General features: G+C 67.4%; 19 protein-coding genes and 1 pseudogene. 12 read left to right on the top strand and 8 right to left on the bottom strand.

The features are described from left to right. Position 1 precedes the first annotated feature (1 nt). Genes A5787_RS26150 through A5787_RS26140 form a run of 3 tightly spaced genes read left to right on the top strand, consistent with a single transcriptional unit; the run spans position 2 to position 2,259 of the window. Entirely contained in the window at positions 2-919 is a 918-nt protein-coding gene (locus A5787_RS26150) for an alpha/beta fold hydrolase (RefSeq protein ID WP_066972683.1), read from the top strand. After that, the gene (locus A5787_RS26145) at positions 916-1,992 is read left to right on the top strand and encodes a PDR/VanB family oxidoreductase (RefSeq protein ID WP_066972680.1); all 1,077 of its coding nucleotides are present in this window, start codon (positions 916-918) and stop codon (positions 1,990-1,992) included. Before A5787_RS26150 ends, A5787_RS26145 begins: the two co-directional genes overlap by 4 nt. Positions 1,993-2,043: 51 nt before the next feature. Continuing rightward, complete coding sequence (locus A5787_RS26140; RefSeq protein WP_066972677.1) at positions 2,044-2,259, top strand: DUF3072 domain-containing protein; 216 nt, start codon at positions 2,044-2,046, stop codon at positions 2,257-2,259. Here the strand turns inward: A5787_RS26140 and A5787_RS26135 are convergent. Further along, positions 2,256-3,260 carry a YihY/virulence factor BrkB family protein gene (locus A5787_RS26135; protein WP_066972674.1) on the bottom strand — a complete coding sequence of 335 codons (1,005 nt, stop codon included), beginning with the start codon at positions 3,258-3,260 and terminating at the stop codon, positions 2,256-2,258. The two genes, A5787_RS26140 and A5787_RS26135, sit on opposite strands and share 4 nt — an antisense overlap. Before the next feature lie 172 nt (positions 3,261-3,432). On the opposite strand from A5787_RS26135, the gene A5787_RS26130 reads away from it, so the two are divergent. From A5787_RS26130 to A5787_RS26115, 4 genes are all read left to right on the top strand, one after another. Next, a complete protein-coding gene (locus A5787_RS26130; RefSeq protein WP_066972671.1) occupies positions 3,433-4,125 on the top strand; it encodes a type 1 glutamine amidotransferase domain-containing protein in 693 nt (230 codons plus the stop codon). A 624-nt stretch (positions 4,126-4,749) separates the two neighbouring features. Then, on the top strand, positions 4,750-5,682 hold the full coding sequence (locus A5787_RS26125; RefSeq protein WP_066972668.1) for an SAM-dependent methyltransferase: 933 nt from the start codon (positions 4,750-4,752) through the stop codon (positions 5,680-5,682). Continuing rightward, positions 5,679-6,314 carry a class I SAM-dependent methyltransferase gene (locus A5787_RS26120; RefSeq protein WP_066972664.1) on the top strand — a complete coding sequence of 212 codons (636 nt, stop codon included), beginning with the start codon at positions 5,679-5,681 and terminating at the stop codon, positions 6,312-6,314. The genes A5787_RS26125 and A5787_RS26120 overlap by 4 nt, the downstream gene beginning before the upstream one ends. A 27-nt stretch (positions 6,315-6,341) precedes the next feature. Beyond that, the gene (locus A5787_RS26115; RefSeq protein WP_066972662.1) at positions 6,342-7,262 is read left to right on the top strand and encodes a TIGR03619 family F420-dependent LLM class oxidoreductase; all 921 of its coding nucleotides are present in this window, start codon (positions 6,342-6,344) and stop codon (positions 7,260-7,262) included. A 66-nt stretch (positions 7,263-7,328) separates the two neighbouring features. On the opposite strand, the gene A5787_RS26110 is transcribed toward A5787_RS26115, so the two are convergent. Then, complete coding sequence (locus A5787_RS26110; RefSeq protein WP_066972660.1) at positions 7,329-7,940, bottom strand: chitin-binding protein; 612 nt, start codon at positions 7,938-7,940, stop codon at positions 7,329-7,331. Between the two features lie 209 nt (positions 7,941-8,149). Here A5787_RS26110 and A5787_RS26105 point away from each other — a divergent pair, with 209 nt between their 5' ends. The 3 genes from A5787_RS26105 to A5787_RS26095 all read left to right on the top strand — a co-directional run bounded on the left by A5787_RS26105 (position 8,150) and on the right by A5787_RS26095 (position 11,340). After that, entirely contained in the window at positions 8,150-8,863 is a 714-nt protein-coding gene (locus A5787_RS26105; protein ID WP_066972657.1) for a VIT family protein, read from the top strand. 135 nt (positions 8,864-8,998) lie between these two features. Then, the gene (locus A5787_RS26100) at positions 8,999-9,793 is read left to right on the top strand and encodes an acyl-CoA thioesterase domain-containing protein (RefSeq protein ID WP_066972744.1); all 795 of its coding nucleotides are present in this window, start codon (positions 8,999-9,001) and stop codon (positions 9,791-9,793) included. Next, entirely contained in the window at positions 9,790-11,340 is a 1,551-nt protein-coding gene (locus A5787_RS26095; RefSeq protein WP_066972655.1) for a class I adenylate-forming enzyme family protein, read from the top strand. The genes A5787_RS26100 and A5787_RS26095 overlap by 4 nt, the downstream gene beginning before the upstream one ends. A 16-nt stretch (positions 11,341-11,356) precedes the next feature. Here the strand turns inward: A5787_RS26095 and A5787_RS26090 are convergent, their stop codons facing one another. Both A5787_RS26090 and A5787_RS26085 read right to left on the bottom strand, forming a co-directional pair. Then, complete coding sequence (locus A5787_RS26090; RefSeq protein WP_066972652.1) at positions 11,357-12,268, bottom strand: NAD(P)H-binding protein; 912 nt, start codon at positions 12,266-12,268, stop codon at positions 11,357-11,359. Positions 12,269-12,445: 177 nt separating this feature from the next. Further along, positions 12,446-13,078 carry a TIGR03085 family metal-binding protein gene (locus tag A5787_RS26085; protein ID WP_066972651.1) on the bottom strand — a complete coding sequence of 211 codons (633 nt, stop codon included), beginning with the start codon at positions 13,076-13,078 and terminating at the stop codon, positions 12,446-12,448. A 92-nt stretch (positions 13,079-13,170) separates the two neighbouring features. Here A5787_RS26085 and htpG point away from each other — a divergent pair, with 92 nt between their 5' ends. After that, a complete protein-coding gene (gene htpG, locus A5787_RS26080; protein WP_066972648.1) occupies positions 13,171-15,114 on the top strand; it encodes a molecular chaperone HtpG in 1,944 nt (647 codons plus the stop codon). Positions 15,115-15,202: 88 nt separating this feature from the next. After that, complete coding sequence (locus A5787_RS26075; protein ID WP_066972645.1) at positions 15,203-15,430, top strand: hypothetical protein; 228 nt, start codon at positions 15,203-15,205, stop codon at positions 15,428-15,430. Positions 15,431-15,564: 134 nt separating this feature from the next. On the opposite strand, the pseudogene A5787_RS27120 reads toward A5787_RS26075, so the two are convergent. The 4 genes and pseudogenes from A5787_RS27120 to A5787_RS26060 all read right to left on the bottom strand — a co-directional run. Then, positions 15,565-15,717: pseudogene (locus A5787_RS27120) on the bottom strand (excalibur calcium-binding domain-containing protein); the annotation flags it as partial. A gap of 143 nt (positions 15,718-15,860) precedes the next feature. Then, positions 15,861-17,456: an NRAMP family divalent metal transporter gene (locus A5787_RS26070; RefSeq protein WP_197507419.1), complete on the bottom strand. Its 1,596-nt coding sequence runs from the start codon at positions 17,454-17,456 to the stop codon at positions 15,861-15,863. A 47-nt stretch (positions 17,457-17,503) separates the two neighbouring features. Further along, on the bottom strand, positions 17,504-18,835 hold the full coding sequence (locus A5787_RS26065) for a magnesium transporter MgtE N-terminal domain-containing protein (protein WP_066972633.1): 1,332 nt from the start codon (positions 18,833-18,835) through the stop codon (positions 17,504-17,506). 215 nt (positions 18,836-19,050) lie between these two features. Then, entirely contained in the window at positions 19,051-19,800 is a 750-nt protein-coding gene (locus A5787_RS26060) for a sensor domain-containing protein (RefSeq protein ID WP_066972625.1), read from the bottom strand. Between the last annotated feature and the right edge of the window lie 111 nt (positions 19,801-19,911).

Here is a 19,911-nt window from a genome sequence, read left to right as displayed (position 1 = left end):
GATGACTCAGTTGACCAGCGTGACCGCGTCGGACGGCGTGGTGCTGGCGGTGCACAGCTACACCGGCATCGACCCGCGGCGCCCGACCGTCCTGGCCATCCACGGCTACCCCGATAACCACCACGTGTGGGACGGCGTCGCCGAGGAGCTTGGCGACCGATACAACTTCGTCGCCTACGACGTGCGAGGCGTCGGCGAATCCTCAAGGCCGGCAACGCGGTCGGGGTATCGATTTACCCATCTGGTCGGTGATATCGGCGCCGTGATCGACAGCCTGGGCGTCGGCGAGGTGCACCTGCTCGGCCACGACTGGGGGTCCATCCAGGGCTGGGCGGCGGTCACCGACGAGTCGGTGATGGGCAAGATCGCCTCGTTCACGTCGATCTCGGGGCCGCACCTGAACTATGCGGGCAGGTTTCTGCGGTCAGCGCGCACGCCACGCGCCGCGGCCGACGTGGTCAGGCAGTTCCTGGCCTCCGGATACATCTGGTTCTTCCTGTGCCCGGGTGCGCCGGAGGTCGCGATCCGAACTGGGGCGACGATGAAAGTCTTTGCGGCCGTTGAACGCATCGGTCGGCCACGCGGCGCCGGTGCGCAACGTGCGGCCACGACCCGGTCGATCGATGATTACCTGAACGGCCTCAACCTGTACCGTGCCAACATGCCCGGACCGATCCTGGCGCCGCCGGCGCAACTGCCGGAGACGCGAGTCCCGGTGCAGGTGCTGGTGGCCCGCCAGGACTACTTCGTGTCGCCCGCCCTGCAGCGGTTCACCGGTTCCATACCGCCCGACAGCAGGATCGTCCCGATCGAGGGCGGACACTGGGTGGTGGCCTCACATCCCGACGTCATCGCGGAGCTCACCAGCGACTGGGTCAACTCGGTGGTCGCATTCGACAGTCCTAGGAACTCGCTGTGACACATGCCATTTGGAGATCCAGACCCGCCGACCTCTACGGCCGCCGCAAGCGCGACCGACTTTACACCGCGTTGTGGGGTGTGGGCACGGTGTTCGGCGCCTTCGCGACGGCGTCGCGGTGGACGCCGTCGCGGGTCCTGCCGGTGCAGCGGACCACCACCGCGGTGATCACCAAGCGCGAACTACTCACGCCCGACGTGGTGGCATTGACGCTGGCCGATCCCGACGGCGGATTGCTGCCGTCGTGGACCCCCGGGGCGCACATCGACGTCCGGTTGGCCTCGGGCCGCCGCCGGCAGTATTCGCTGTGCGGGCCGCCCGGGCGGCGCACCGACTACCGCATCGCCGTGCGCCGGATCGCCGACGGCGGCGGCGGTTCGAAGGAAATGCATGACGCCTTCGACGTGGGAGACACCCTCGTGTTCGAAGGCCCCCGCAACGCCTTCTACCTCGTGACCGACGAGCAGGAGGTGTTGTTTGTCATCGGCGGCATCGGGGTGACGCCCATCCTGCCGATGATCCGGGTGGCCCAACAGCACGGAATCAATTGGCGGGCAATCTATGCGGGCCGCTCCCGCGATTACATGCCGCTGCTGGACGAGGTGCTGGCGGTGGACGCCGAGCGGGTCACCGTGTGGGCCGACGACGAGCGGGGCCGCTTCCCCACCACCGAGGAGCTGCTGGCCGGCGCGGGTACGAAGACTGCCGTCTACGTGTGCGCGCCGACCGCCATGCTGGAGGCGGTCCGCACGGCTCGCGACCAACACGTCGATGCGCCACTGCATTACGAGCGGTTCAGCCCGCCGCCGGTCGTCGATGGCATCCCCTTCGAGCTGGAACTCGCGCGTTCGCAGCGGGTGCTCAGCGTGCCGGCCAACCGGTCGGCGCTGGCCGTCATGCTCGACCGCGAACCGGCGACCGCGTACTCCTGCCAGCAAGGGTTCTGCGGGACGTGCAAGGTCAAGGTGCTGGCCGGCGAGGTCGATCGGCGGGGACGCACCGTGGAGGGCGACGACGAAATGCTGGTCTGCGTCTCGCGGGCGAAAAGTGATCGCGTAGTCATCGACGCCTGATACCGGAGGCGGCAGGTTTCGAACGGGTGTGCGATGGTTATCCCCCAAGACATGACTGACGACACGGAACAGGCGCCGCGCGAAAATCCCGAGAAGGACCGGTCCGACTGGGTGACCGGTGATGAGCCGATGACCGGACCGCAGCGCAGCTACCTGAATACGCTGGCGCTGGAAGCCGGACGCGACCTACCCGAGGGTCTGACGAAGGCGCAAGCGTCGGCGCTCATCGATGAGTTACAACAACAAACGGGACGTGGCGCCCATTAGCCGGCGGGCCCGCTGCGGACCGTCGGCGTCTGCGGATCGGGCTTGGGGGTGAGGTCGCGGAACCTCACGCTGACACGCTGGAATCCCTTGACGCGCTCGGCTTTTGCTCTCTTGGCATAGGTCTTGCGGTCGGCCTCGGTGAGATCCGCATCGTCGACGAAGGGGGTGAGCAATGCGCGCGGGTAAAGGTGCTCCACAAGAATCACGTTGATCTCGGCGCACAGGACCAGCGTCGTCGACAGGAGGTAAAGAAAGGCGAGCAGCCCCAGCACCAGAGCGAAGACGCTGTTCGTCGCGCTGGCCGTCTTGACCGTGTGCGCAACGTAACCGGCGCCGAACCGCTGCAGGATCTGCCAAATGATCGCCGCCGCAAGCGCTCCCGGCCACACCTGACGGTAGCTGAGTTGACGCGCGGTGGTCACGCGAAACGCCACCAAGCAGATCAGCCCGTTGATGGCGATGGCGGCGAGCGTGAGGCCGAACTTCCCGACGACGCCCAGGGAGCCGGTGGCCTGGCCGATCGCGGACAGGACAGTGGAAGCCACGGCGGCCGACCCGAGGATCAACAACAACAGCGCGCTGCGCACGCGTGACCATATTGGGTTGGGGCGCTTGTTTCTTGGCACGGCCCACACCGAGTCCATCGCGTTCTGCACCGCCTGGCCGACGCCCAGGCCGCCGTAGAGTGCTCCCACGATGCCGACGACCACGGCGACGGTCCCGCCGCTGAGGCCCTCGGGCTGATGCAATTGGCTTCCGATGACGGGGAATTGGCTCAGGGTGCTGTGCAGCACCTGCTCTTGCAGGTCGGGTCGTCCGGCCAGGATCACCCCCAGCCCGGTCGTCATCAGGAGCAGCAGCGGGAACAGCGACACGAACCCGTAGTAGGTGATCAAGGCGGACAGATAGCCGCCTTGATCGTCGAGGTATTTGTAGATGACGGCGATCACCACGCCGACGGGGCGGTTCCGTCTCTGCAGCCTGTCCAGCCAGCCGACCATCCGTGCTCACTTCATTTCTCAAAGCCGACACCCAACCGATGCAATGACCAGGTCATACCCAGATTTGTGAATGGTCAACCGCGCTGGTTTGATTCGCTTCGCCCGGCCCTGCGCTGTTAGGCGCGTGTCGCGACCGATTGCCGACGGCCGCGCACCCACATAGCCTTGGTCGATGGCCAAAGTCCTGTTCGTCATGACCGCAACGAGTTACTGGACGCTCAAGGACGGGACCAGGCATCCGACCGGATATTGGGCCGAAGAGTTCGCCGCCCCGTACGGCGCGCTGAGCGGAGCCGGCCACGAGGTCGTCGTGGCAACTCCGGGCGGTGTGGTGCCCTACGTGGACGTGATGAGCCTGCGTCCCTCGATGGCCGGCAGCGAAGAGATCGCCCGGCAGCTCGAGGAGACCCTGCGATCCGCCGAAGAGTTGCGCAGGCCAATCGAACTGGCCGCCGCGCGCCTGGACGATTACGACGCCGTCTATTACCCCGGCGGGCACGGCCCCATGGAGGACCTGTGGCAGGACGCCGACTCGGGTCGACTGCTCACCGTCGCGCTCGCGTCCGGCAAGCCGCTGGCCATCGTGTGCCATGCGCCGGTCGCCATGCTGGCCACCCGGCGCAACGGCGTCTCACCCTTCGCCGGCTATCGGGTCACCGCCTACACCAACGACGAGGAGGACGCGGTCGGCCTGCGCGAGAAGGCCCCATGGACCGCCGAGGACGAATTGGTCAAGCTGGGCGTCGACTTCGTTCGCGGCGAAATCTGGAAGCCGTTCACGGTCGTGGACCGAAACCTCTACACCGGCCAGAATCCCGCCTCGGCCGCCCCGCTCGCCCAGGAGTTGCTCAAAGTACTCATGTAACGGACCGCCGCTGGATGGCGAAATCGGAAAAACGCCGGTCAACGGGCCCTCGCAGCGCTTAAATCAGTACTAAGCGGGCATCGAGGCGTACGGCAGGAGGACCGACATGACCGAGGCAGTCGCGGCGGGCGCGGACAAAACGAGACCGAGCCGATCGAGGCGTAGTCGAACACGTTGCGCGGTAGGGGCTTTCGCGCTCGCGTTGGCGGGATTGCCGGCCATCGCCATCGCCGAACCAGCTGTCAGCGGGGCGGACGATCCTCCGCCGTGCGCCCCCGGTTGGGCGTGGAGCGTCGACTTGAATCAATGCGTGTTCGTGCTTCCCGCCGCAAATGGGCCCGGCGGCCCCGGGGGACCGGGGGGCCCTGGAGGCCCCGCCGGGCCGGGCGGCCCGGGGGGACCTGGTGGCCCGGGCGGCCCCGGCCGTCACTAATCGCCTGACGAGTGTGCGTCCCGGGCTTCCCGTGTGAGGCCTGGGCGGATAGACCGCCGAAATTGCGCCCCGGGCTCACACTCGAAGCCGTCAGCGCACTCTGACGTGCCCGGAACGCGCGCAACGGCGCCGCCACCCAGCAGTCGTTATACTAGCTAAATAAAGCTGATTTCGACATGGAGAGCAGGCGCATGCCACGCACAGAAAACGACACCTGGGACCTGGCCACCAGCGTGGGAGTGACGGCCACGATGGTCGCGGCGGCCCGGGCGATCGCCACCAACGCCGACAACCCGCCGATCGAGGATCGGTTCGCCGAACCGCTGGTCCGCGCGGTCGGCGTGGAGTTCTTCACGCGATGGGTCAACGGCGACCTGAACGCCGCCGATGTCGATCATGAGGAGTCGACCTGGAAGCTCGAGCACATGCCCGACGCGATGGCCGCACGCACCCGCTTCTTCGACTCGTTCTTCCGGGACTCAATTGACGCCGGAATCCGCCAGGCCGTGATCCTGGCGTCGGGCCTCGACGCGCGTGCCTACCGGCTGGCGTGGCCGGCGGACCTGACCCTCTTCGAAATCGACCAACCGGAGGTCATCGAGTTCAAGGCCGCGACCCTGGCCGGGCTGGGCGTAACCCCGAGGGCCGACTTACGGACCGTCGCAATAGATTTGCGCAACGATTGGCCGAAGGCATTGCAGGAAGCCGGTTTTGACCCGAGCCGGCCCACAGCGTGGATCGCGGAGGGACTCTTCGGCTACCTGCCGCCGGAAGCTCAAGACCGGTTGCTCGACAACGTCACCGCGCTCAGCGCCGCCGGCAGCCGACTGGCCTGTGAGGCTGTCCCGGAAACGCCGGATCGGGACCGCGAACGCGCGCGAGAGATGATGCGCATTGCCGCCGCCAAATGGCGCGAGCACGGGCTCGACATGGAGTTTGCAGATCTGGGCTTTGAGGGCGAGCGCAACGACGTTGAGGTCTACCTGCAAGGTCTGGGGTGGCGCACCACCGGCACCCCGATGAGCCAGTTGCTGGTCGAGATCGGTCTCGCGGCGATCCCACAGACCAACGACTCGGTGTCGGTGGCGGACACGATCTATTACGCGTCCATACTGGGCGGATGACGGCAGCGCAACGCCGCGGTCTCAACGACGCGGTCACCCGGATGTGGAGCTTCCTCGCACCGGCCTATGACCTCCCGTTTCTTCAGCAGTGGGTGTACCGCCCGCCGCACGACGAGGTGATCGCGCAGCTGCGCGCCCACGGCGCACGCAAGATCGCTGACATCGCTTGCGGCACCGGAATTCTCAGCGATCGGATCGAGCGCGAACTGGATCCCGACGAGATCTGCGGCGTCGACATGTCCGACGGCATGCTCGCCCAGGCTCGTGCCAGGTCCGACCGGGTGCAGTGGTTGCGCGGCCCGGCCGAGCAGCTGCCGTTCGACGACGGGGCGCTCGACGCCGTCGTGACGACCTCGGCCTTCCATTTCTTCGACCAGCCAGCGGCCTTGCGGGAGTTTCACCGCGTGCTGGCGCCGGGCGGGCTGGCCGCCGTCGCCGCTCTGAGCACCCGGCAATCGATGCTGCAGGCGCCCGCGAGCAACCGGTGGAAGCCGCAGCACAACGCGTCGCCGGCCGAGATGCGGAGCCTGTTCGAAGGCGCCGGGTTCACGGTCAGCGATCAGCACCGCATTCCGCGGCCGATCTGGACCCGGATCGTGTCGGACCTGATCACCGTCGGCACCAAAAGCTAGCCCGTCCTGAGGAGGCGAGGAAACCACGTGAAATTCGCCTTCCCCCTACCGCACATGCTGCGTCTCAAGGCAATCACTCAGCCCTGGGAAGCGGGCGTCACCGGCGCTGACCAAACCCGAATGGTCAAGCGCGCCGACGCGATGGGCTACGACATGATCGCGATCCCCGAGCATTTCGTCATCCCCACCGACCACGTGGAACTGTCCGGTCCGCATTACCTACAGTCGACCGTTGCGCAGGCCTACATCGCCGGCGCCACCGAGAAGATCCGGCTGAATTCGTGTGTCACGGTGCTGCCGCTGCAGCATCCGATCGTGCTCGCCAAGGCGCTGGCGACGGCCGACTGGATGAGCGGCGGGCGCATGATGGTCACCTTCGGAGTCGGTTGGCTGGAACGCGAATTCGACTTCCTCGGCGTGCCGTTCCGCGAGCGCGGTGGCATCGCCGACGAGTATCTCGAGGCGATCATCGAACTGTGGACCAGCGAATCACCTCGTTTCGAGGGCCGCTACGTCTCGTTCCGCGACATGGTCTTCGAGCCCAAACCCATTCAGAAGCCCCATCTGCCGGTCTGGGTCGGAGGCGACGCCGACGCCGCCCTCCGGCGCGCGGCGCGATTCGCCTCGGGCTGGTGGCCGCTTTTGACCCCGCCGGACAAGATCGCCGAGCGTGTCGAGTTCATCAAGAGCCAACCCACCTACGACGGGCGCCCATTCGAGGTCATGCACGGGCTGGGCACCAACCGTGTCGGCGAGGGGCATCGCGTGGTCAAGGATCCGCACGCACGCCCCGGCATGAGCGCCCAGGAGATCATCGATCGCCTGAATGGGCTCGCCGAGCAGGGGGTGACCTTCAGTGCGGTGCCGGTTCCCGCCGTGCGCGGCGTCGACGAATATCTCGACTACGCCCAGTGGGTGATCGAGGAGATCAAGCCCAAAGTGGCCTAGGCACACCCGATCCCGCCGACACCCGCCTCACCTGCCGGTGAGGCGGGCATCGAGCGGGTTGGCTTCTTACAGCGGGATCCAGACCCCGAAGAACCAGAAGCCCCACTGGTTGAATCCGGGATCCCACACGGGGGTCTCGTTGTATCCGTAGTAGTTGATGGGGCCATACCCCCACGGCACGCCGGGCGGGGGAAGTGGCCGATCCCACGCCGGCCGCGGCGGTGCACCGTAGCCCCACGGGCCGGGCCCGTCGCCCCACGGGGCGCCGTGGAAGTAGCCGCGCTGCGGATCGCCGTGCCATGGCCCGCCCGGTCCGCCGGGGCCACCAGGACCGCCGGGATGATCGGGACCGCCGGGGCCACCGGGACCGCCGGGATGGTCGGGCGGGGGTCCACCCGGGCCGCCGGGCCCGCCGGGACCGTCCTGTCCACCGGGATGACCGGGTCCGCCGGGGCCACCCGGAGGCCCACCAGGATTGCCCGGGCCGCCTGGGCCGCCCGGTCCGCCCGGGTCATTCGGCCCGGCCGGGTGGTGATCCCCGGGCGCCGGGGCGCCGTGGTTACCGGGAGCCGGTGGCGGTCCTGGAGCGGCGAACGCCGAACCGGCGCCCATGCCCAATGCCGCGGCACCCAGGGCGCCGGCGATGGTTCCCCCCGCGATCAATTGCTTTAATTTCATAGTCCTTCACCTGTCCATAAGTGAGTTCCTAGAACCCCCCAACAACCCTCACGCTAGATAGCGCGTCTATGGAGCAGCTGTGACAGGCCCATGCGCAACTTTTGGCCGGCGGCAGGCCACCGAACACCCTGGATAAGGCAAGCCTGCTCTCGCTTTGGCAAGCCTATATTTGCTGGTCGGAAGCCATTTCACCGTATATCCTGGCGGTCGTGGCCGAAACCTCCCATCCGGCCGAACCCCATGTGGGATCGGTCTCCTCGAAGCTCAACTGGCTGCGCGCTGGAGTGCTCGGTGCCAACGACGGCATCGTCTCGACGGCGGGCATCGTCGTGGGTGTCGCGGCGGCGACGGTGGCCCGGGGACCGATCCTGACCGCCGGAATCGCCGGGCTGGCGGCCGGCGCCGTGTCGATGGCCCTGGGCGAATACGTCTCGGTCAGCACCCAGCGCGACACCGAGCAGGCGCTGTTGACCAAGGAACTTCAGGAGTTGCGCGACGACCCGGCCGCGGAATTGGACGAGCTCGCCACGCTGTACGAAGGCAAGGGCCTGTCGCCGGCGACCGCGCGCACCGTGGCCGAAGAGCTCACCGACCACAATCCCTTCCTCGCCCATGCCGAGGTCGAGCTGGGTATCGATCCCGACGAGCTGACCAATCCGTGGCAGGCGGCGATATCCTCGGCGCTGTCGTTCACGGTCGGCGCGTTGTTGCCGTTGATCGTGATCCTGGCGCCGCCTGTGGCGTGGCGGATCCCGGCCACCGTCGTGGCCGTCCTCCTGGCCCTGGTGCTCACCGGGGCCGTGTCGGCGGGATTGGGTGGTGCACCGCCAGGCCGGGCGGTGCTTCGCAATGTCATCGGCGGCGTGCTCGCGTTGGCGGTGACCTACGCGATCGGTCATCTGGTGGGCGCGGCGATCGCCTGATCGTCTCGGCGACCGCCGCCGGGAACCGGGACTGGAACGGAAACTGTAATATCTACCGTTGCCATCCCCACCCGAAAGAGTCGTGCATTGACCGAGACAAAGACCGTGCCGGATGCCGTGGCTGCGGCCGCGCAGATGCCCTACTTTCTGCGCGACGAAAGCCGTTTCGTGCCAAACGAAATCGCGCGCGGCGGCTGGGGCCCGTCGCTCAGCGGGCACGTGGTGGGCGGCCTGCTGGGTTGGGCGGTCGAACGCGCCGTCGACGACCCGGAACTGCAACCCGCACGCCTGACCGTTGACCTGCCCGCACCCACCGCGCTGGAACCGATCGAGGTGCACACGCAGGTGCACCACGACCGCCGGCGATTGCGGCTCGTCGAGGCCGTTCTCACCCAGCGCGGCGCCCCCGTCGCACGGGGCAGCGCGCTGTTTCTGCGGCGCGGGCCGCAACCCGAGGGGGACGTGTGGTCGCCGGCGGTCCAGATGCCGCCGCTTCCCATCGACGACGAGGCCCAACCGTCGCTTTTCATGCGGACCTACGGCTGGGGCACCGACATTCAGAATCCCGACCCCGACTGGGCGGGTACCTTCGGGCCGAAACACACCTGGTTGTATGAGACGCGCTCGCTGATCGACGGCGAACCGCTCAGCGCGTTCACCCGCGCGGCGATGGGTGCCGACATCACGGCCTCGCTCGCCAATTGGGGCACAAACGGTTTGCAGTTCATCAATGTCGACTACACCCTCACGCTGACCCGGTTGCCGCACGGGCCATACATCGGGCTGTCCTCGCTCACCCATTACAGCCACGACGGGGTGGCCACGGGCTCGGCCGTTCTGGTCGACCGGACGGGCCCCATCGGCAGCTCCGTGTCCGTCGCGATCGCGCACTCCGGATTCCGTCCGATCTCCAAGCCGCCGGCCGGATGACGGTTGGGGGCGACGCCGCCTATTGGGGTCTGATTGTCGAAGCGGCGCAGCGCGGGTCGGACCAGCCGCTGCTCGCCGACGAGCATGGACGCAGCCTGACGGCGCGCCAATTTCACGACGCGGCGTGCGCGACGGCCGCAGCGTTCGCCCAGCGGGGGATAGGCGCCGGAACCCTCGTGTCGTGGCAGCTGCCGACCACGATCGAAGCCGCTGTCGTCATGGCGGCGCTGGCGCGACTCGGCGCGGTCCAAAACCCGATCATCCCGATACTGCGCGAGCACGAGGTAGGGTTCATCACCGCCCAGCTGTCGTCGGAATTCCTTGTGGTGCCTGAGTTTTGGCACGGATTCGATTACGGTGGGCTGGCGCGCGCGCTGGCCGCGCAGCGGGGCTTCGAGGTCATCGCCGTCGACCTGGCGACGCCGCCGGCGGGCGGTGAGATTCGGCTACCGCGCGCCGGTGCCGATGCCCTCGGGGCGGCGCCGGGGCCCACCAGGGACACGCGGTGGATCTACTACTCGTCGGGGACCACCGCGTCTCCCAAAGGGATTCGCCATACCGACGCGTCGGTGATGGCCCCCGCGGCCGGCCTGGTGGACAAGATGGGAATCGCCGGCAGCGATGTGGATCCCGTCGCCTTTCCCATCGCCCACATCGGTGGCGCGGTGATGCTGGCCGCGGCCCTGTTGACCGGGATGCGGTTGGCGCTGTTCGAGGTATTCGACCCGGCCACCACGCCGCTGTCGATCGCGGCGCACAACCCGACCTTCCTGGGCATGGCGACGCCCTTCTTCCTGGCGTTCCTCGAGGCCCAACGGCGCCACGGGGATGAGTCGCTGTTCCCGTCCGTGCGGGGCGGCCTGGCCGGCGGGGCACCGATCACCGCCGAATTGGGACATCAGGTTCGCGAAACCTTCGGCGTACCCGGGATCGCCAACGCGTGGGGACTCACCGAATTCCCGGTGGCCACCTCGCCGTCGCTCACCGCCGCGCCGGAGGTGCTCGATCACACCGTGGGCACGCCGGGACCCGGCGTCAGCGTCCGAGTGGTCGGCAACGGGGAAAGGGAACTGCCGGCGGGGCAGGAGGGCGAGCTGCGGCTCAAGGGACCGCAATGCTTCCTCGGGTACGCCGACCCCGCCCTCGACGCCGCCGCGTTCGACGCGGACGGCTGGCTGCGCACCGGCGATCTCGGAACGATCGACGCCGACGGCAACGTCCGCGTCACGGGCCGGATCAAGGACGCCATCATCCGCAACGCCGAAAACGTCTCGGCCCTCGAAGTGGAGAACGCCCTGGCCACCCATCCCGGTGTCGCCGACGTCGCGGTCATCGGAGTACCCGACCCGCGCACCGGCGAGCGGGTGTGCGCGGTAGTGGTGCCCGCGCCGGGTGCGAATGTCTCGCTGGAAGCCCTAGTGCAGCACTGCCGTTCGCAGGGAATGAGCCGCTACAAACACCCCGAGCGCCTGGTGATCGTCGGTGCGCTGCCGCGCAACCAATTCGGGAAGGTGATCAAGAAGGACCTGCGCGCGACCTTCGGCTGAACATCGGCACGCCGCCTCACGAAAAGAGCTGCGGGTTCTCGGCGATATATTGCCCGACAGTCAAAGCCGGCGTCCCCGTTATCTTCTCCACATCGTCGGTCGCGCGGTCATACCGGCCCGCGCGATGCAGTTGCGCCATCGTGGCGAGGTGCTGCTGGAGGTGGGCGGGTAAGCCCAGCGGCTTGAGGACGTCCTCGACCCACACGTCATGCGCGACATCAGTTCCGGTGATGGGTCGGCACAGTCCGCGGGCATACTGCGCGGCGAGTCCCGCGATGTCCAGGCTTTCCGGCCCAGTCAATTCGTAGACGTGGCCGATGCGCTCCGCCGGATCCGCCAGTACGGTTGCGACGACGCGCGCTACGTCAGTGGCGGCGATCGGCGACGTCCGGCCACGGCCAAAAGGCAGCGTCAAAACGTTTCGCTCTCGCAACGACGGAACCGCTAACAGCGTGAAGATCGGATTGTCAAGGAACGCAGTCGGTCTGACATGAACGACCGGGACCGCCGACCAGTTCAGGACGTGCTCGGCGAGGTAGTGCAACCGGTGCTGACGCGATTCCCCGGTGCTGGTCAGTGTCATCTGCGAAACCGTCATCTGCGACATATTCACGAGGACCTCAAGCCGACCCGAATCCAATGCCGCATCGCACACCACCACGGTGGCCTGCAGGTAGTCCGGAGAGACGCTCATGGAGAAGAACATCCGGTCGACTCCGCTCATGGCGTCGACGACGTTCTGCGGATCGGTCAGATCGCCGACCACCACCTCGGCGCCGAGGTCGCGCAAGGGGTCGGCCCGCGCATCGTCGCGGTGAACCAGTGCGCGCACCCGTTCGCCCTGCCCACGCAGCTGCTCGATCACCAGCCGGCTCACCCCACCGGTGCCGCCACCGGCGCCAGTGATCAGATACAGCGCCCCGCTCATGACTGACCAGCAACGATGAGTTGATCACCCCAGCGATTCATCCGCGGCTCCCGCCTGCCCAGTGCGCACAGTGTAGGCGCCGGGGATGTCAGCGACAGATTTGATACCGCATGCGCTATCAAGTTTTCGATTCGGGTGGCACCTGCTAGATGGGGCTGCGGGGGCTGAGACCGGCGCCTACAACCCCTTCGGTGCATCGCGCACCGCCTGCACCGCGGCGGCATCGCCGTCGAACTCGACGCGCGCCTGCCGCCCGACGGAGAACAGCAGCAGCTCCTCGGGCGCACCGGTCACCACGACCGTGGTGCCATGAAACTTGCCGGAGCCGGCGGTCAGCACCGTCTTGCCCTCCGGGATGCGCAGTGCCACCCGCCCGGGTACCTTCGCCAGCGTCAGCCGGGCCATCAGCGACAGCGTGCGGCGCAGCGACCGGCACAGCCCTTGTTCGAGCACCCGCGGCTCCCAGTCCGGCTGCGCGCGGCGCACGTCCTCGTGGTGGATGAACATCTCGGCGACGTTGGCCACCGGGTCGACCAGCTTGAACGGCGAGTAGACCGGCGGACCGGACGCGACCTTGCCCAACAGCTCGTCCCAATCGTTCTTCCCGGCCACCTCGTCCTGCACCTTGGCGGTATGGGCGGCGAAGAACGGGATCATGATCCCCGGTGCGGCGTCGGGACGGTACTCCCGAATCACCAGGTGCGCGGCCAGGTCTCGGGTCGTCCAGCCTTCGCACAGGGTGGGGGCATCCGGCCCGACGGCGCGCATGGTGTCCACGAGGGCGGCACGTTCGCGTTGAGCAACGGTCATGGGTTCAGGGTAGGGCCAGCCCCTGTGCGTCGGCCATGCGCATCTCGGTAAGTTTGAAACGTCATTGCTGGGACGGGAATGTAGGGAATGTCATGAGCGCACGTGTCGAGCAGTTGGAGTTTCAGGCCGAGGCCCGCCAGCTGCTGGATCTGATGGTTCACTCGGTCTACTCCAATAAGGATTCGTTTCTGCGGGAGTTGATCTCGAACGCCTCCGACGCGCTGGACAAGCTGCGGCTGGAAGCGTTTCGCAACAAGGACCTCGACGTCGACACCTCCGACCTGCACATCGAGATCGACGTCGACAAGAGCGCCCGGACGCTGACCATTCGCGACAACGGCATCGGGATGACGCGCGACGAGGTGGTGGACCTGATCGGCACGCTGGCCAAGTCCGGCACCGCCGAGCTGCGCCAGCAGCTCCGGGAGGCCAAGAACGCGGCGGCCTCCGAGGAACTGATCGGCCAGTTCGGCATCGGCTTCTACTCGAGCTTCATGGTCGCCGACAAGGTCGAGCTGCTGACGAAGAAGGCCGGCGAGAGCGAAGCCACCCGATGGGAGTCGAGCGGCGAGGGCACCTACACCATCGAATCGGTCGAGGGCGCCCCCCAGGGCACCGCTGTCACCCTGCACCTCAAGCCCGAAGACGCCGAGGACGACCTGCACGACTACACCGCGGAGTGGAAGATCAGGCACCTGGTCAAGAGGTACTCCGACTTCATCGCCTGGCCCATCCGGATGGAGGTCGAGACACGTACCCCCGCCTTGGAAGAAGAAGGGGCCGGTGGCGAGGAGACCGTCACCGTCGAGACCGAGACCCTCAACTCGATGAAGGCGCTGTGGGCCAGGCCAAAGGACGAGGTCTCCGACGAGGAGTACAAGGAGTTCTACAAGCACATCGCGCACGCGTGGGACGACCCGCTCGAAGTGATCGCCATGAAAGCCGAGGGCACCTTCGAGTACCAGGCGTTGCTGTTTATCCCGTCGCACGCGCCGTTCGACCTGTTCGACCGGGACTCCCACGTTGGGATCCAGTTGTACGTCAAGCGCGTATTCATCATGGGCGATTGCGACCAGCTGCTGCCGAAATACCTGCGCTTCGTCAAGGGTGTCGTCGACGCACAGGACCTGTCGCTCAACGTGTCTCGCGAAATCCTGCAGCAGGACCGGCAGATCAAGGCGATCCGCCGCCGGCTGACCAAGAAGGTGCTCGCCACGATCAAGGAGCTGCAGTCCGAGCGGCCGGACGACTACCGCACCGTGTGGATCCAGTTCGGCAGGGCCATCAAGGAGGGCCTGCTGTCCGACGCCGACAACAAGGAGATGTTGCTGCAGATCTCCTCGTTCGCCTCCACCCACAACGAGGAGGAGCCCACCACACTGGCCGAGTACGTGGAGCGCATGAAGGAAGGTCAGCAGCAGATCTTCTATGCCACCGGCGAGTCACGCCAGCAGCTGACGAAGTCACCGCATCTGGAGGCGTTCAAGGCCAAGGGCTATGAGGTGCTGCTGCTCACCGACCCGGTCGACGAGGTATGGGTCGGAGTGGTCGACGAGTTCGACGGCAAACCGCTGCAGTCGGTGGCCAGGGGCGAGGTGGACCTTGACTCGGAGGAGGGCAAGAGCGAGGCCGAGCGTGAGGAGCAGGAGAAGGAGTTCGCCGACCTGCTGGCCTGGCTGAAGGAGACGTTGAGCGATCACGTCAAGGACGTGCGGCTGTCGACCCGCCTGACCGAGTCGCCGGCCTGCCTGATCACCGACGCCTTCGGGATCACCCCGACACTCGCGCGCCTCTACCGCGCCACCGGGCAGGATGTTCCGATCGGCAAGCGGACCCTCGAACTCAACCCGAACCATCCGCTGGTCACCGGGCTGCGGGACGCCCATCGGAAGGCGGACGACGACGCGGCCCGCACGGTGGCCGCCGAGACCGCCGAGCTGCTCTACGGCACGGCGCTTCTCGCGGAAGGCGGCGCGCTGGAGGATCCGGCGCGCTTCGCCGAGCTGCTCGCCGACCGCCTGGCCCGCACGATGTGAGTCCTGATCTGCGTCGTCCAAAATTGCACAAGGGTCACAGCAAACGCACACGTGATTGAAAACGCGGCGCGAGGGATAATCACCTCTCATGGCCACGTTTCGAATTGTCGATCCACATGGCGAGGTCGTGGCGACAAAGAATTTCGACCGCGCGGAGGACGCCCACGCGTGGTTCACCGGCTCCATCGGCAGTTCCGAGCTGGGCTGGCGCATGGAGGTCGACGACGACGGCCAATGGGCGTTCTTCGACGACACCGAGGGGTTTACCGCCGTGGCGAGCCGCCCTGCGGTTGTCCGGCCGCGAAATCCGCGTTAAGCGACCGACGCGCTAAAAGCCTTATGGCACATGAATATTCGCATCCTCGTTAAGAACGCGATAGAGCGACTCTCCGGTATCGAGTAGGTGCCTGCTGACCAGCGATTGCGCCCGTGCCACGTCGCGTCGGGCAGTCAGTGGCACACTTCGCAGGCGATGCCGTCGCCGTTGCGGTCCAGACCGGCCCGGTAACCCGGCTGCCCTGCGTAGATCGGAGCCACACCGGCGGCGCACGCCGCCCGGCAATTCGGGTAGTAGACGCTTGAGCCGGCCGTGGCGACGGGCGCGACGGCTACCCCGATAACCATTGCTCCCGCGATGAGCACTCCTCGTAGCACGTTGCGAACCTCCTACTTGCCGCACACGTCGCTTTGCTGATGAGTACTCAGCTAACACGCCGCTGCGGTCGCGAGGCAAATACTGGCGGAGGTTAGCGGCCCAGCTGGACGGCCTTGACCACCAGCAACAGCGCGCCGACGACCAGGTAGCTGCGCAGCGCGATCATGCCGAGCCGGGTGCCGGGGGACCAGGTCACCGGCTCCAGCAGCGTCAGGGGCGGCATCCGCCAGGTATCGCGGTCGACGGGACGCGCCGGCGGTGGCGCGGCCGGCGGCGCGGGCTGGCGGCGGGCCATCCAGCGCAGCGCCGGGACCGCGGCCGCCGCGAGCGCAATCAGCGCCAGCGTCAGGTAACCGGCGACGGCGACGACGTCGATGTGGGGGAACAACGTGGTGGCCATCAGGATCCCCGACAGCAGCAGCAGGGTGCCGACGATCAGGCCGGCGATCCAGTTGAGCCAGGCCCGATTGATCCAGGGCCCCAAAACTTCCCGGTCGTTGCACAACAGCAGGAGGAACACGCTGGCGCTGGGCAACAGCAGGCCCGCCAGGGCCTGCACCGCGGTGGTGATCAAGCCGAGGGGGGCGCCGGGGATCAGCACGATGGCCGCGGCCAGCACCACCATCGCGGTGTAGGACAGGTAGAACTGCTTGGCGTCGGCGAAACCGCGGTGCAGCGAGTGCTTGAGTCCGAACACGTCGCCGAAGGCGTAGCTGGTGGCCAGCGTCACCGCCGCCGCGCCGATGATCGACGCGTCCATCAGCACGATGGCGAAAATCGATCCGAGCACGTCGCTGTGCCGGCCGAGCAGGTGGGCGACGGCGCCGGCGTCGGTGAAGCCGCCCACGGTGTCGGTGGAGCGCCCCGCCCATTCGCCGGTGATCACCAGCGCGGCCGCGCCGACGATCACGACGAAGGCCCCGATGACGGTGTCGGCGCGCTCGTATGCCATGAATCGCGGCGTGATGCGTTTGTCGACGACGTTGGACTGCTGGAAGAACAGCTGCCAGGGCGCCACGGTGGTGCCCACGATGGCGATGATCAGCAGCACCGCGTCCGAGCTCATGCCGCCCGAGATGCTGGGCACTACAAACGATTTCGCCGCGTTAGCCCATTGCGGATGCGACATCAGCAGCATCGGGATCTGCAGCAGGGTGACGGCGATGAAGACGAACATGGCCCGCTCCCAACGCCGGAAGCTGCCACTCGCCATGATGGCGACCAGTGCGACCGCCGAGATCGGCACCACGACGTACTTGGAGACGCCGATGTAGGCGGCCGCCAGGCTGATGCCGATGAACTCGGTGACGATCGTCAAGAAATTGAGCAGAAACAGGTCACCGACCGAAAACCAGCCCCAGCCGCGGCCGAAGCGTTCGTTGATCAACCGGGCGTGCCCGACGCCGGTGACGGCGCCGAGCCGGACCACCATCTCCTGGTTGACGATGAGCACCGGGATCAGCAGCAGCAGCACCCACAGCAGCGAGTAGCCGTAGTTCTGGCCGGCCTGGGCGTAGGTGGCCACCCCGCCCGCGTCGTTGTCACCGACCATCACGATGATGCCCGGGCCCACGATGGCCAGCAGTGTCAGCAGCCGGGTCTTCCACGTCCGCGGGTGGTCGACCTCGCTGAGCTTGATGCGCCCGAACGCGCCCTCGATGTCACCCAGGTGCGCGGAGTCGAGCACGGCGCTGGCCGCGGTCGCGGGTGGGGTGGGCTTGTCGGGGCTCGAGGTCACGGTCCCTCGCCTCCGGATACGGGGCCGTGGCCGTCGGCGTGGGTGATTTCGCGGAACGGGCGGGGGGCGGGTTCGCGCCGGCGCCAGTCCTCGGGGATGGTCGCTTCGAGGACGTCGTCGACGGTGACCACCCCGAGCACGCGGTCCTGCTCGTCCACGACAGGGATGGAGTAGAGGTTGAAGTCCGCCATCAACAGCGCGATGTCGGTCAGGTCCGCATCGGCGCTGACGCACACGGGATCGGAATCCATTAGTGCCCCAACGCTTTCGCCGGGATCGGCCTGCAGCAGGGTGATCACCGACACCACACCGGCGAGGCGGTCGCCCTCACCGAGTATGTGCACCTTGACCAACGCCTCCGGCTGGATGGTGCGAGCGGCGGCGATGAGCGCCAGCGCCGAGCCCACCGTCGCGGTGGCGGCACACGAGACGAAGTCGACGTTCATCAATCCGCCGGCGCTTTCGGGGTTGAACCCCATCAGCGTGATCACCTTGGTGCGCTGGGGGGCCGGCATCAGGTCGAGCACGCGCCGGCGGCGTGACTGGCGCAGGTCGGCGATCGCGTCGGCGGCATCGTCGGCGCGCATCCGGCCCAGCAGGGCCGCGACCTCATCGTCGGGCATGCCGTCAAGCAGGCGGCTGGCCTTGTCGGGGTCCAGCTCCTCGAACACGTCGGCTTCCAATTCGGGGTCGTCGTGCACGCGGTCGAGAATTTCGCCGCCTTCGGCCTTGTCCGCTTCCTCGAGGAGATCGGCGATCTCGGCGGCTTTGAACTCTCCAAACCGGTCCGACAGGCGCCGCACGGCATCCGAGCGGGCGTGGCCGATGAGCGGCTCGAACGCCTTCCAATCCCGGGCGGCGTGCCCGCCGGACTGCTTGATCAGGCCGAACAACCGGGGCGGGCGTCGGGTGTCCAGGCGCGCGAGCACCCATCCGGAGCCGGTGTCTTCGAGCTCGACGTCGTAGGCGCGCACCAGATCCACCGCGGCCACATCGATCAGCCGGTGGCCCAACACGTCGGCGCGCAGCAGTACCTCCCCGTCGCGGCGTTCGAAGCCGCGGAGGTCAACCTTGTTCTTCGTCAAGACGATTCGTTCCGGCCCGAACTCGTCGATGGATTTGGTGCCGACGAACACCCGCCGCCCGCCGACCCCGGCGACGATCCCGGTGATGGGCGGATAGTCGTCGGCGTCCCGCAGCCGCACGATGACGTCCTCGACGCGGCCCACGGCCTCGCCGGAGCGGGCCAGGACCGGGGCGCGCAGCAGCTCGGAGAGATGGATTACGGGCAGCGCACCGCGGGGCTCCGCGGTCTCGGATGTGCTCACTTGTCCTCCTCAACGCTGTGCGTCAGTCGCCCGCAGGATGCCATGTGCGGGTACGGCTTACAACCAGGTTCGGTGATGGCGCAAGTATGGTGGCTTGACTGGCTCGGCCGCCAGAGCGTACGCGTGCGCCGCGGCCGATGACCACACCGGACGGGTAAACGTCGGGTGGCCATCGGGCATACGGCGACGGCTACCTAAATCGCTTGCGCGACAGGTTATTGCTTGTCCACCTTGCCGGCGATCTGATTGGCGATGGTGACGGCAAGGCCCGCGGGGTCCGCGCGGCACGCGTCGACGTCGATGACCACGTTGTTGCGCACGGTCAGCGCCCGCTGGCAGTTCTGGGAAAGGGTGGCGCCGTTCCTCGTCGCGGTCACGGCGGCAGTGGTGCTCAACACGCCGTTGGCGTTGGTGACCGCTCCCGATTTCCACTGAATTTCAGGGGCGTCCGCGTCGCCGGGGATGGTGCCCTGGCGGTTGGCGCAGGCGGGCCAGCGCTGCGCGGAGGTGGCGTAGAAGGCGCTCGCCTCCTTGGCGGAGGGGAACAACACCACCACCTGGGTCACCTCCGGGTCCGAGTCGTTCGAGTTGGCCGGCAGGGGCGTGTTGCTGCGTTCCCCGTGAGCCGCGGTGTTCCCGCTGCCGGCGTAGACGGTGGCCTCCCCGGGGTGCTGGATGTAAAGGCATTCGGCCGGAAACTTGTACCCCTGGGGATAGGGCGAGTTGCTGTCGTCCGGCAGCGTGTCGGACTTGTCGGCGACCGTCGTTCCGGTGCCGCCCACCGCGCCGTCGATCTCGGGCGGAGTGAGCATCAGAGTCACCAACGCGGCCTGTGCCAGCGGCGGCTTCGAGGGGGTCGTGGTGGTCGTCGACGACGAGGCGGTGCCGCCCCCGTTGCCACTGTCGCAGCCCGCGACCAGTATCCCGATAGCGGCAACGGCGACCGCGGCTGTCAGCTTGCGCATGGGTGAGTGCCCTTCGTGCTTGAGTTGGCTCGTCAGGCGGTCCGCGTACCCCCACGCGTCAGCTGTTCGGAGGTGGTTTGCGGATGGAGCATACGGCAGCGCCGCGTGACA

The sequence above is a fragment of the Mycobacterium sp. 852002-50816_SCH5313054-b genome, assembly GCF_001667185.1.
In the GTDB taxonomy this organism is placed as follows: domain Bacteria; phylum Actinomycetota; class Actinomycetes; order Mycobacteriales; family Mycobacteriaceae; genus Mycobacterium.
The sequence above is the reverse complement of the archived record's forward strand: the minus strand, read 5'-3'. Positions and strand labels throughout refer to the sequence as shown.